Genomic DNA, 12,136 nt, shown 5'->3' with positions numbered 1-12,136 from the left:
ACCATACCTTGACGAACACTGAAGTTGTCAAGAGGCAGTTCGACCTTCACTCGACGCCTGCCCGGCGACCGCCGAGCGGGTTGACTCGGACGCAGGGGGGTGCCTAACCTTTGATCATCACGGCCGAATACCGTTCAGCATTGCTGAACCGTCCTGATCGCGGCCGCCCTTTCCCGAAAAGCGACATCCGTCGCTTCGTCGACCTCGCTTCAGCCACAGGAGAGTCATGGACAGTCAATTCACCGGCGAATTCCTGCCGACCCGGGAAGAAATCGAGGAAATGGGCAGGCGGGTGACCGGCGCGGTGCTCGGTGGTGGCGCCGACCGGGCCGCGCACTACGCCGAGCACGGCCGTTGGGTCTACCGCCCCATCGACGAGGCCAGCCGGTGGGTCGGCACGGACTACGACCACGGCAACTGGACCACCGGGTTCTGGGCGGGGGCGATGCTGCACCTCGCTCAGCTCGGCTGCGCCGACGACGGCCTCGTCGAGCGAGCCCGGACGCTGTCGGCCAAGCTGGACTGCCGGGTGGACGATCACGGCACGCACGACATCGGGTTCATCTTCTGGCCGAGCGCGGCACTGGTCGCCCGGCTGTTCGGCGATCCGGCCGCGGCGTCCTCGGCGTTGCGCGCCGCCGAGGTCCTGGCGAAGCGACGGGTACCCGGTTCGGGCCACCTGCAGGCGTTCGGCGCGGTCGGCGAGGACCGGTCCCGGCCCACCAGCACGATCGACACGATGATGAACCTGCCGCTGCTGTGGTGGGCGCACCACCACACCGGGGCACCGGGATGGGCCGAAATCGCCCGCGCGCACGCCGATCGGACCGCCCGGAGCCTGCTGCGCCCGGACGGCTCCACCTACCACCTGGCGCGGATCGGCGACGACGGCGAAGCGTTCTGGCAGGGCACGTTCCAGGGCGCGGCCGACGACTCCTGCTGGGCCCGCGGTCAGGCGTGGGGAATCGCCGGCTACCTCACCATGGCCTGCGAAACCGGTTCGGCGGAGTACGGCCGGATCGCGGCGCGGCTGCTCGACTTCTACTGCGGAAGCCACGACATCGACTCGCTGACCCCGTACGACCTGGTGGTGGACACCGGCATCCAGGACTCGTCGGCCGCCGCGATCGTCTGCTACGGCCTCGCTCTCACCTTGCGGCGGGACGCGGACCTGGCTCGTCTGGTGGGTGCGGAAGACCGGCTGACCCGCATGTTGCGCGCGCTGCGGCGCGACGCGCTTTTCCAGGACGAGGTCGGCGTGCTCGCCCACGCCTGCTATTCGGCGCCCCACCGGCTCGGGATGGACGGACCCCTGCCGTACGGCGACTACTACTACCTCGCCGCGCTGGCGCTGGTGCGCGGTGTGGCCGACCTCGTCCCGGAGCGGGCGATCAATCCCGATTGAGCTTGCCCGCACCTCGTACCACCGGGGTGCGCAGGGTGCCCACCTCGCCGATCTCGATCTCGACCACGTCCCCTTCGGCCAGGCCGAGATCGAGCTCGGGCACGATCGAGGTGCCGGTGGAGAGCACCACGCCGTCCGGGTAGGTGTTGTCCTGCAAGAGGTACTCGACCAGCTCAGCCGGCTTGCGGTTCATCTCACCGGTGTTGGCGCGCCCGCTGAACACCTCCCGCCCGTCGCGCAGGATCCGCATGCTCAGGTCCAGCTTCAGCGGGTCGTCGATCTCCCAGACCGGCCGCACTCCGGCCGACACCGCGCAGGAGCCCTGGTAGATCTTCGCCTGCGGCAGGTACAGCGGGTTCTCGCCCTCGATGCTGCGCGAGCTGACGTCGTCGACCACCAGGTAGCCCGCGATTTCGCCGCGGCTCGTCAGCAGCAGGCCGAGTTCGGGCTCCGGCACGTTGTTGGGCGAGTCGGCCCGGATGACGATCGGCTGGCCTTCGGTGACCACCCGCCAGGCCGCAGACTTGAAGAACAGCTCGGGCCGCTGGGCGTGGTAGACGCGGGCATAGATGTCCTCGTCCGCGCTTTCCTCGCGGCGGGCCTCCTCCGACCGGCGGTAGGTCACGCCGGCCGCCCACACCTCCATTCGCCCGTCGAGGGGCGGCAGCAACTGCGCACCGGACGCGGGCACGGCCGGTGCGCCGGCGGCCGCGGCGACCAGCTCCCGGATTTCCGTCAGCGGCCGGCCGAGCAGCTCGCTCATGCTGCCTACGGGAAGGGCGCGCAGGCGCTCACCTTCATCGTCCAGCACCCCGACGCGGATGTCCGCCGGATGGCCGGGCTCGGCGAATCGAACAAGATGGGTCACGCTTTTCCCCTTATGCTTCAGCATCTTCGGAGTTCAGCGATACTGAACGCCGTTCAGTATCAGTCAGACACTACGGGCCCACGAGCAACCCGTCAACGCAGGGGGCGGGTCAGCGGGGCCGGGCGCCCACCGGGCGGGGCGGGAGCTGGAGCGGAGGCACGAGGTACTGCGCCGCGAGAGCATGCAGCCGCTCCACGTAGCCCGCGAGAGTGGCGGGACCGGTTTCCCCGGCGAGAGTGGAGATCGAGATCGCGCAGCACGGAACTCCGTTGAGCAGCACCGGAACCGCGACACAGGCGATCCCTGGCTCGTTCTCCTCGAGGTCGAGCGCGTAGCCGCGAGCCCGCGCCTGCTCCAGCGCGTCCTGCAGGTGGGTCCAGCTGAGTCCGGGCAGCGGACCTGCCTTCGTGCCCCCCAGCTGGGCTCGCAACGCCCCGCTGTTCCATTCGTGGCAGGCGAGCACCGCGCGACCGAGCGCGGTGCTCGCCGCCGGGTTGCGGCCGCCGATCTTCGAGCCCACCGTCACCGACCGGTCGGCATCGACCTTCTCCAGGTAGATGATGTCCGCGCCGTCCAGGATGCCGACGTGGCACACCTGCCGGATCTCCTCGGACAACCGTCTGATCAAGGGCAGCAGGCTGGTGCGGAAGCTCAGCTTTTCCTCGTAGGACGCGGCGACCCGCAACGTCTCGCCGCCGAGCCGGTACCGGCCGCTTTCCCGGTCCTGCGTGACGAAACCGCGGTGCCGCAACGCGGACAGGGTGAGGTGGGCCCCGCTCTTGGGACTGCCGAGTGCCTGCGCGATGTCCACAAGGGACAGACCGTCCGGTCCCTTCTCGCCGAGCAGCTGCAGTACGGCGAGCGCCTTGTCCACGCTGCGCACCGGTGATTCCGCCACGTCCGGTCCTTCCTGTGCTGCTGAATGGCATTCAGTATAGCTGGACGCAGCCGCCGCGGTTCAGTCCGTGGACAACAGCGGAGATCGGCGTGCTCAAGGCCCAAGCCGAGCGGGCCCGACAGGACCACCCGGTCGACGAGTTCCCTTCCAGGCCGGCCTGCATCATCAAGTCCACCTGACTGAGGGCTGCGTGCTGGGCATCACTCCCCCACCGGGCACTGCGCCGTTCTCCGGCCGGCGTTGTCCAAGGCCCCTCAGCCGCTGACCAGTCAGGCCGCCGAATAAGACCGGCGGCCGGCCCGCCGGCGAATTCCGCCGCAATCGATACAGCCTTCGCGCGGGCCGGCGACTTGCCGGGGGCCGACCTGGGTGCCGATCGATGCGGGCTCCGGGGTATGCCCGGCGCAGCAGGGTTTCCTCCTGCGCCAGGCGCACCGCGAGCCGATTCGGCTCCGTCATCATCAGCCCCGCTTGAACTGCGCTCCGGGCACCAGGTGAACCGTCTCATCGGGTGCGACGGTCTTGCGGGTCCCGTCCGGCAGGATCTGGATCAGTCCGTCGCTCGAGCTGATTCCGGCGAGGACCATGATCTCCGCGCCGGTGATGGTGGGATGCTTGTGCTCGCAGGTCGTACCGTCGACGTCGAACACGAACCCGGTCCGCTGTTCCCCAGGGTGACGTCCCGGGGTGTCGTCGATGTCGGCACCGGTGTGGGTGGCTGACACGTCGTCGCCTCCTCTGATCGGCCCGCCGTTTGCGGGCTTTCACTAAGAGGTCGTCGGCCCCGTCGGTTCCACACCCCCTCTTCGGGAAGATCTTGCAACTCTTTGCTCATTCGCGCGTACGTGAGCTCGACGGTGCGCGGCGCGATCGCAGCCAACCGGCGGGCAAGCCCTTCCTCGTAGGTCGTGACCACCACCTGGTCGACAGCACCCGCTTCGGCGGCGAGCAGGAGCGTTCGTGCGATGGTGGCACGGCGGCGGGGGTCGAGGTGCTCGAGGGGTTCGTCGAACCAGATCGTCGATGCGCGCGCCAACGTCCTCGTCAGGAGCAATCTGGTCACCAATAGGGCAGTCGCGCGTTCGCCTCCGCTGAGGTCACCGAGGCCGTGACCTCGGCGACGGCTTCCTCGCGCGCCGCTGTCAGAAGGTCGTTCTGCTCATTTCCGGCCCGGCGGAGGTTCGCAGCCTTCCGCTTTGCTTCCGGCAGCCGAGCGCCGAGTGCGCCGTGTTTCTCGGCGAGCTCGGACGCCAGCCGGCGTGCCTCGGCCAGCTCGACGGTTGCGTCCGGGCCCGGGTCCTCGTTGTCGGGTTCGATCGGAGTGTGCAGGCCGTTCAGGGTTCGCCCGAAGTCCGCGATCGTTTCGAGCCGCTGTCGGACGGATGCGGTTTCCCGTTGCCGGCGTTCGACTTCGGTGCGTGCGTGAACGCCGAGGTCGCCGTGCGAGGCGAGTGCGGCGTCGCGCTCGGCCGCGCTGAGTGGCCGCAGGCAGGTTGGGCACTCGGTGGTCGCGGCACCGAGGAGATCGGAGGCGTTCGCGGCTGCGGCCGACGCGACTTCGGCAGCCGGCCGGGCATCCGGACTCTCCTGCAGAGCTGCGGCAGCTTCACGCTCACCGTCGGCCAATGCGCGCGCCGGATCGTGCGTGCCGACATCCAGCACGTCGGTCATCTGCGCAACCGGCTCGCGCACCCGATCGCCGTAGGCCTGTGCGTCGCGACGATATCGCTCCCACGCTGCGGCGCACGCCGCAGTGGCTTCGAGATCACCAATCCGGGCTTCAATGACGTTTCGTTCCGCAGCTGCAGCCTCGACTCCGCGCTCGAGGGCGGCCACCTCTCGGTCGGCTTCGGCGACGGCCTCGTCGGTCGCTACGAGATCGTCGCGGATCGACTTGATCTTCGCAGTCAAAGCGCCGCGTCGTTCTTTGAGCTGTGAAGCGGCATCGAGAAGCGGCTGAACACCGAAGACGTCCGCGAGGTGGTCGCGGATGGGAAACCCGCTGTCTTTCCCCGCCGTTCTGGTGCCGAAGATGAGGGCATCCAGCAGGCTCGGCCGCGCCGACCAAGCTTCACGCAGAATCGCTTCGTACTGAGGCTCGTCGATCGCGGCGCCGCCGACAGTCGCGGCGAAAGTGGCGCCTCCGGTTCGTTTCAGAGTTCGCGTCACCTGCAAATCGGGATACCCGGGCAGGTCGAGGCCGAGCTGGCCGCACCCTGCTGGACCGTAAGGCCGGCCCAGCAGGGATGAGCGTCACGCAGCAGGCGGTGAGCGGTCGCCAGGCTGACGATTCCCAACGCGACCGCCACGGTGCCGACCACGAACGGGACGTAGAGCGCACCTCCGGGAACACTGCGGCTCGCAACGAACCTACCAGCGACCACCCTCCGCGGCTCCTCGCCTTGCGTGCGAGCTGATGCGCGTACACAGCACGTCCGGTGAACCGCGCGATCATCGGTCGAGACCGGTCAGCGGGCGGCGGCTTTGTTGCTCCGACCGAGGTAGAGCACCAACGCCCCGCAGACCGCCGAGGGCACCACGAGCGCGAGGAACACCTGCTGGGCGCTCCAGCCACCGCCGAGTGCCGCGCCGATGATCAGCGGCCCGAGGATGCCGCCGACCCGGCCGATGCCCAGCGCCCAGCCGACGCCGGTGGAACGCACCTCGACCGGATAGAAGACCGTGGCCAGCGCGATCACGCTCTTCTGCCCGCCGCTGACGCCGCACCCGATCAGGAAGATGGCGATCAGCAGCACCCACACCGGCGCGCCCAGTGCGACAGTCATCAGCGCCAGGAAGCCGCAGCCCGCGAAGTAGAGCGTCGCCAAACTGCCGAAAGCGCCGAGCCGGTCCATGGCGGGCCCGACCGCGAACGCCACCGCGATGCCGCCGATCGTGGTCATCGATGAAGCGGTCGCCAACGTTCCGCTGGAGTAGCCGTGCTCGGCGAGGATGGTCGGTACCCAGCTTTGCAAGCCGTAGAACATCGCCAGGTTCAGCGCGAAAACGATCCACAACAGCACGGTGCCGACCAGCTGCCCGCGCGAAACGAGCTGACGCAGCTTCACCCGTTTCCCCTCGGTGAAGTTCCCGGCCTCGATCTGTGGGTCGCTGAGCACTGGCAGCGAATGATCGATCCTGCGGAACACCTGGTACGCCGCCGCCTGCCGGCCGCGGCGAATCAGGAAGGACAGCGACTCGGGTAACCACGCCACCAACGCGACCACCAAAAGCAGCGGAAGCGCCGCGCCGACCGCGAAAACCGAACGCCAGCCGTAGCCGGGGATCAGCCAGTCTGCCGCATAGTTGGCCACGACGAAGCCGATCGAGAAACCGACGTAGATCGCGAGCACGAAACTGGCCCGCAATCGTTTGGGACTGTACTCGGCGGTGAGCGCGATCGTGCTCGGGGTGGTCGCGCCCAGCCCGATGCCGGTGACGAACCGCAGTGTCAGGAGTTGCTCGGGGTTCTGCACCCAGACCGAGGCGAGCGTGCTGAGCGCGAACAGCAGTGTTCCGGCGACGACGAGCCGTTTGTGCCCGAACTTGTCCGAGAGCGGCGCGATCACCAGGTAGCCGACCATCAGGCCGACCAGTGCGGCGGAAAAGATCGGCCCCATGTCGGCCTTGCTGAGCGCCCATTCCTTGGTGATCGCCGGCGCCATGTAGTTGATCGCCTGGGTATCGAATCCGTCCAGGAACATCACCAAGCCGCAAAGCAGCACGATGCCTCGCTGGAACCAGCTTGACCGTCGTTCGTCGATGAACCCGGGCAGCCGCAACGTCTGCGACCGGCCGGTGGTACTTGCTGACATGGAAACCTCCACGGCGGGTGGGAGTGGGAGACGAGCTCGGTGGCTTACCGGCCGGCCACGCGGGCGCCGGTGGCAGGGACGAAAGCGTCGGCGTGGAATCGTCCGGGATCGAGACCGCGTTCCCGCGTCAACGTGTCCAGAGCCGTGACAGTCATGCTTTCGCTGCCGCAGGCGTAGACGTGGTGCTGTCCCAGCTCGGCGTAGTCGGCCAGGACCGCGTCCTGCACCCAGCCGGCGGCACCGGTCCAGCCGGCGTCGGCGCGGGAGAGCACGGGGGTGAAGCGCAGCCAGGGATGACGCCGGGTCCACTCCGCCACCGTGTCGGCGAGGTAGAGGTCGTGGGGGGTCCGGCCGCCCCAGTACAAATGGACCGGGGTCGTCAGCCGCCGGGCGATGCGGTCGAGGATGACGGAGCGCATGGGGGCGAAGCCGGTTCCGGTCGCCAGCAGCAGGATCGGTTCGGCGGAGTCCTCGACGACGAACTCGCCGAACGGCGCCTCGATCTCCACGGTGTCGTGGAATTCCAGCTGGCTCAGGATCTTCGCTGAGAACACACCACCCGGCTCGTGGCGGACATGCAGTTGAGCCATGTCGTTGTGGTGCGGGACGTTGGCCAGCGAGTACGACCGGGTGTCGCCGTCGTCGAGGATGATGTTGAGGAACTGTCCGGCGCGGAACGGGGTTCGCCGCCCGATCGGGTAGCGCAGGTCGAGGATTGTCACACCGGGAGCGACCTGACGCCTGCGGTGAACGGTGGTCGTCAAGCGCTTCCGCATCGGTGGCGTGCTCGCCGTGATGCGGCGTGGGCTGATTTCGACATCGCCGGCCGGGCTGGCCCGGCACAGCCGGATGCCATCGACGGGGCCACGAACCGTGCCCGTGCCGGGGACGGTGATCGGACCGGCGGTGATGCCACCGAGGCAGGTGTCGCACACGCCTTTGCGGCAGGAGTACGGGATCGCCCAACCGGCCGCCTCCGCGGCGTCGAGCACGGTCTGTCCTGGCTCGCACGGGAATGCGATGTCGGTGTCAGTGACGGTGATGGTGTTCATCGCGTCGCGGCCTCCTGCGGTGTGTTCTCGAACAAACTCAGTGCGGACAGCAAGGCGCTCGGATCGGCGGTGCCCTGGCCGGCGATGTCGAAGGCCGGGCCGTGGCCGACGCTGGAAAACGGGACACCGGCGCCGATGGTGATCGCGACCGCGCCACGGCCGGCCAGCAGCTTGACCGGGATGTGGCCCTGGTCGTGGTACATCGCCAGGTAGCCGTCGCGATCCGGAGCGCCGAGCAGGACGTCCGCACCGACCGGGTCGGAGATGTCGACGCCCGCGGCTCGCAACCGTCCGGCGGCCGGGGTCGTGATCCGGCGATCGTCCTCGCCGAACAGGCCGCCTTCGCTCGCATGGCAGTTGATCCCGAACATGCCGAGCCGGGGAGCTGAGATGCCCATCGATTCGAGTGCGCGGTGCAATGCGAGGCCGGCGTCGGTGACCAGCTCGACACTCAACCGCCGCAAGGACTCTGCCATCGAGACGTGCAGCGTGACGTGGGCGACGCGCAGGCCGCCGCCGACCAGCATGAGAAAGACACGCTCCTCGGGGACGCCGGTGAGCTCGGCGATCAGCGGCGGGTATCCGGCGAAGGAGATGCCGGCGTCGCGCACGGCGGTTTCCGAGTGCGGGCCCGCGACGATGCCGCGAAAGCCGCCGCCACTCGCGAGCCGAACGGCGGCCCTGGCGTAGGCGATGGTCGCGGCGCCGGCCTCGGCTCGGACTTGCCCGACGCGCAGCTCACCGGCCGAGAGCACGCCGATGTCGATCACGTCGCACACCCCGGCCTCGGCGATCGCTCCAGGCTCGGCTTCGCGCACCCGCAGCCCGCAGGCCTCGGCGGGCCCCTCAACGGCACACCGGTCCCCCACGATCACCGGTGCGGCGGTGCCGAGTCGCGCCACCGCTTTCGCGGCGATTTCGGGCCCGATGCCGTTCGGGTCACCGGTGCTGAGGAGAAGACGGCTCACAGCGGGAGCACCAGCAAGGTGTCGGTGCGGGAGCTGTCGCAGACCACGACCCGTTTCGTGAGCAGTGCCTTGCCGTCGGAGAAGACGTACTCGTCGAGGTAACGCCCGCTGGCGAAGACGTCGGTGGGTCCGTTGCCGGTGATCCGCACGACCAGGAACGAGGTCTCGCTGGTCGCCCCGTCCGCGCGCTCGTCGAGGAGCGCGGGCTGGCCGAGCAGGTGGCGATAGGAGTGTGGCTCGTAGATGTTGGCTTCCTTGAGCGCGGAGATCCGGTCCTTGAGCATCGCCTTGTTGTCGGCCCAGATGATCCCGGCCGGCAGACCGCGGCGGTGGTTGTCCGCGGTGGTCACCTTGTAGAAGGCGTCGTCGGTGAAGTGTTCCGGCCAGTCTTCGATCGGGCCGTCGTCGATCGCGCGGACATAGCTGCCCTGCGCCCGGGTGATCATGGTGAACGGGTCCATCACGCGCCCTCCTCGACGGTGAAGCCCATCGCCTCGCGGTAGACCTTCCAGAAGCCGCGGATCGACGCCTCGGTGACCCGGCTCTCGCTGGAGACCGCCTGGTCACCCCCCATCTGGACGGTGGCGAACTCGCTGCCCGCACCGGCGATGCCCCGCTGGACGAATCCGCCGATGGCACCGTCTTCCATCGAGACGTACCCGGCCGGACCGACCAGATTGGACTGTTTCATCCGGATGAGCCGCTGCTGCTCGGTGTCGTCGGCGAACCCGAGGTAGGTCCAGTTCAGGCTGGTCGAGTCGACTCCGGTCGGCAGCACCTGGCGGACAGCGATGGCGTTCTGGATCTGCTGCAGCACGAAGCCCGGTGAGACCGAGAGGATCTGCAAGGTGATGTCGTCGCCGACCTCGCTGAAGCTGTCGACCAGGGACGGGTCTTCGAGCTGGTATTCGCTGTCGGAGCGGATCTTCTGGCTCTTGTAGTGTTCGCCGCTCTCCGCGTCGCGGTTGATCGCCGACCAGCTCACGTGGTGGCCACCGTTCTCGGAGACGATGATGCCGCCCTTCTGGTTCAGCTTGTTGAGCCCGAACGTGGTGAAGAACAGGTGCAGGATGCTGGCGTGGTAGGAGTCCTTGACGTTCTCCATGTAGAGCTTCCAGTTGTTCGGCAACGTCTGGGTGAAGCGTCCGAGCACAACGGGGCTCCGTCCACCGAGGACTCGTTCGATCCGGTCGAGGATCTCCTGCCCGAGGTACTCCTCGATCTCGGCGACGTCGTTGTCCAGGCTTCCGAAGATCAGGCCGTGGACGTTCGCCAGGCGCAGCCTGCGTGGGCTGTGCGCGGCCTTGCAGAAGTCCTTGCCCATGCCACCCTTGCCGTTGATGCCCTCCTCGAACGCGACCCCGGTGAGGTCGCCCTGGAGGTTGTAGGTCCAGGCGTGGTAGACGCAGGTGAAGTCCTTGGCGTGTCCGTAGTGCTCCATGGCGATCAGCGAGCCGCGGTGGGCGCAACGGTTCTCGAAGGCGTAGATCTGGTCGTCGACGTCGCGGGTCACGAGCACCGGCTGTTCACCGATGAAGGTGGCGCAGAAATCGCCCGGCTCGGCCAGCTCGGCCTCGAGGCACAGGTAGCTCCAGAACGGGCCGTGGAAGATCTTCTCCTGCTCAGCCTCATAGACGTCTTCGTCTTGGAACACCCAGTAAGGCACCTCGGTCAGCGACCTGGGCCAGCTTCGCCGGGACGGTGTCGTGACAGTCATCGCACTCCTTCTTGTTCGCATACCGAACACGTGTCTATCATCCGAACACCATGTAGTAGAATCGCCGCTGTCCCGGATGTCAAGGAAAGATGTGCGCATGACCGCAGAGGTAATGGCAGGACTGGCTAAGGGGCTCGCTGTACTGGAGGCGTTCGGAGCGTCGTCGCCGCGGCTGACGATCAGCGACGCCGCCCGCGCCACCGGCCTGAGCCGGGCCGCCGCCCGCCGCTGCCTGACGACCCTGACAGAGCTCGGGTACGTCACCTTCGACGGCAAGTTCTTCTCCCCCACGCCACGGGTCCTGCGCCTCGGCGCGACCTACGACGAGTCCGTCCAGCTGCCACAGCTCGCGCGGCCGCACCTCGCCGCCGTGCGCGACGCCGTGGACGAGTCGGCCTCCCTCGCGGTCCTCTCGGCGGGCGAATCGCTCTTTGTCGCGCGAAGCGAGGGCACGCGCATCGTCAACGCGGGCGTACGCGTCGGGGCCCGGGTGCCGCTCTACGCCTCAGCTACCGGGCGCGTCCTGCTCGCGGGCCTCTCCGACGACGAGCTGAGCGATTACCTCGACTCAGGCGACTTCCCCGCGCGCACACCGAAAACGCCGGTGACCGCGGAGGACATCAAACGACGCGTCGAGCACGCACGCACCGAAGGCTTGGCCATCAGCGACGAGGAGCTCGAGCTGGGACTGCTCTCCATCGCGGTGCCAGTCACCGACCCGGCCGGCCACGTGGTCGCCGCGATGTCGGTGAGCACCTCCGCCGCCCGAGCGTCAGCCGAAGAGCTGCGAACCCGGTTCGGGCCGATCATGAAGCAGCACGCGAGCCTGCTCGGCCGCCAGCTCTGAGGTCGCTTCGGGTGCACCGCCACCAAACCGAGTCACGTCCTGTGCTGCAGTGACGGGACAGCCTGGCCGGCGGATTCCGCGGCAGCCGGCCTGCGACACAACGGCCAACCGGCGGGTTTCCGGACGGTCGCTGCAAACGCGTCGCTGCAGCTCGTCCAGGTCCTGCCCTGTGCACGCCACGACGGCCGACTGGCACGACGGGCCCTGCCCGCCTCTCGACACATCGGAGCCGGATTCTCGCGCAAGGTGGGCGTGACCCGTTTTGACGGACATCGGAGATCAGGGGGCGCGAGCCTCCGGGAAGGATGTCCCTCATCATGGAGACCATGGGCAAGAAGAAGCCTCGACCTCGTCGTTCGTTCACGCGGGAGTTCAAGGCCGAGATCGTCGAGCTGTGCCAGCGCGGCGACCGTTCGGTGGGTCAGGTCGCGAAGGATTTCGACCTGACCGAGACAGCTGTGCGGCAGTGGGTCGCCCAGGCCGAGTTGGATGCGGGAACCCGCACCGACGGGCTGACCAGCGACGAGCGGGAGGAGCTGGCCCGGTTGCGGCGGGAGAACCGCCGG

12 protein-coding genes are annotated in these 12,136 nt (G+C 68.3%); 3 read left to right on the top strand and 9 right to left on the bottom strand.

Going from position 1 to position 12,136, the window contains the following annotated elements; translation table 11 throughout:
- Positions 1 to 226: 226 nt before the first annotated feature.
- Positions 227 to 1,405 carry a glycoside hydrolase family 88 protein gene (locus tag H5411_RS32435; protein WP_101438444.1) on the top strand — a complete coding sequence of 393 codons (1,179 nt, stop codon included), beginning with the start codon at positions 227 to 229 and terminating at the stop codon, positions 1,403 to 1,405.
- Here H5411_RS32435 and H5411_RS32430 read toward each other — a convergent pair.
- The 9 genes from H5411_RS32430 to H5411_RS32390 form a co-directional block, all read right to left on the bottom strand.
- The gene (locus H5411_RS32430; RefSeq protein ID WP_101438443.1) at positions 1,392 to 2,273 is read right to left on the bottom strand and encodes a fumarylacetoacetate hydrolase family protein; all 882 of its coding nucleotides are present in this window, start codon (positions 2,271 to 2,273) and stop codon (positions 1,392 to 1,394) included. The two genes, H5411_RS32435 and H5411_RS32430, sit on opposite strands and share 14 nt — an antisense overlap.
- Positions 2,274 to 2,382: 109 nt before the next feature.
- On the bottom strand, positions 2,383 to 3,171 hold the full coding sequence (locus H5411_RS49080) for an IclR family transcriptional regulator (protein ID WP_101438442.1): 789 nt from the start codon (positions 3,169 to 3,171) through the stop codon (positions 2,383 to 2,385).
- 461 nt (positions 3,172 to 3,632) lie between these two features.
- Positions 3,633 to 3,896, bottom strand: coding sequence for a multiubiquitin domain-containing protein (locus tag H5411_RS47930; protein ID WP_158242514.1), 264 nt, complete (start codon positions 3,894 to 3,896; stop codon positions 3,633 to 3,635).
- 334 nt (positions 3,897 to 4,230) lie between these two features.
- Complete coding sequence (locus H5411_RS32415; protein ID WP_101438440.1) at positions 4,231 to 5,340, bottom strand: coiled-coil domain-containing protein; 1,110 nt, start codon at positions 5,338 to 5,340, stop codon at positions 4,231 to 4,233.
- A 299-nt stretch (positions 5,341 to 5,639) separates the two neighbouring features.
- Positions 5,640 to 6,986 carry an MFS transporter gene (locus tag H5411_RS32410; RefSeq protein ID WP_101438439.1) on the bottom strand — a complete coding sequence of 449 codons (1,347 nt, stop codon included), beginning with the start codon at positions 6,984 to 6,986 and terminating at the stop codon, positions 5,640 to 5,642.
- 44 nt (positions 6,987 to 7,030) lie between these two features.
- Entirely contained in the window at positions 7,031 to 8,038 is a 1,008-nt protein-coding gene (locus H5411_RS32405; RefSeq protein WP_101438438.1) for a 2Fe-2S iron-sulfur cluster-binding protein, read from the bottom strand.
- Positions 8,035 to 9,006: a PdxA family dehydrogenase gene (locus tag H5411_RS32400; RefSeq protein WP_101438437.1), complete on the bottom strand. Its 972-nt coding sequence runs from the start codon at positions 9,004 to 9,006 to the stop codon at positions 8,035 to 8,037. Before H5411_RS32400 ends, H5411_RS32405 begins: the two co-directional genes overlap by 4 nt.
- Positions 9,003 to 9,467 (bottom strand): aromatic-ring-hydroxylating dioxygenase subunit beta, encoded by a 465-nt coding sequence (locus tag H5411_RS32395; protein ID WP_101438436.1) that lies wholly within the window; start codon positions 9,465 to 9,467, stop codon positions 9,003 to 9,005. The genes H5411_RS32400 and H5411_RS32395 overlap by 4 nt, the downstream gene beginning before the upstream one ends.
- A complete protein-coding gene (locus tag H5411_RS32390; RefSeq protein ID WP_101438435.1) occupies positions 9,467 to 10,723 on the bottom strand; it encodes an aromatic ring-hydroxylating dioxygenase subunit alpha in 1,257 nt (418 codons plus the stop codon). Before H5411_RS32390 ends, H5411_RS32395 begins: the two co-directional genes overlap by 1 nt.
- 97 nt (positions 10,724 to 10,820) lie before the next feature.
- On the opposite strand from H5411_RS32390, the gene H5411_RS32385 reads away from it, so the two are divergent.
- Complete coding sequence (locus H5411_RS32385; RefSeq protein WP_183126015.1) at positions 10,821 to 11,570, top strand: IclR family transcriptional regulator domain-containing protein; 750 nt, start codon at positions 10,821 to 10,823, stop codon at positions 11,568 to 11,570.
- A 305-nt stretch (positions 11,571 to 11,875) separates the two neighbouring features.
- The coding region (locus tag H5411_RS32380; RefSeq protein WP_183126014.1) for a transposase at positions 11,876 to 12,136 on the top strand (261 nt) is incomplete at its 3' end.

The organism is Amycolatopsis echigonensis, assembly GCF_014174495.1.
Lineage (GTDB): Bacteria > Actinomycetota > Actinomycetes > Mycobacteriales > Pseudonocardiaceae > Amycolatopsis > Amycolatopsis echigonensis.
The sequence above is the reverse complement of the archived record's forward strand: the minus strand, read 5'-3'. Positions and strand labels throughout refer to the sequence as shown.

What these genes read in the sequence shown, in the direction of transcription:
- H5411_RS32435 (WP_101438444.1), top strand. Translation starts at nt 227, where the DNA reads ATGGACAGTCAATTCACCGGCGAATTCCTGCCGACCCGGGAAGAAATC.
- H5411_RS32410 (WP_101438439.1), bottom strand. Translation starts at nt 6,986, where the DNA reads ATGTCAGCAAGTACCACCGGCCGGTCGCAGACGTTGCGGCTGCCCGGG.
- H5411_RS32405 (WP_101438438.1), bottom strand. Translation starts at nt 8,038, where the DNA reads ATGAACACCATCACCGTCACTGACACCGACATCGCATTCCCGTGCGAG.
- H5411_RS32395 (WP_101438436.1), bottom strand. Translation starts at nt 9,467, where the DNA reads ATGGACCCGTTCACCATGATCACCCGGGCGCAGGGCAGCTATGTCCGC.
- H5411_RS32390 (WP_101438435.1), bottom strand. Translation starts at nt 10,723, where the DNA reads ATGACTGTCACGACACCGTCCCGGCGAAGCTGGCCCAGGTCGCTGACC.
- H5411_RS32385 (WP_183126015.1), top strand. Translation starts at nt 10,821, where the DNA reads ATGACCGCAGAGGTAATGGCAGGACTGGCTAAGGGGCTCGCTGTACTG.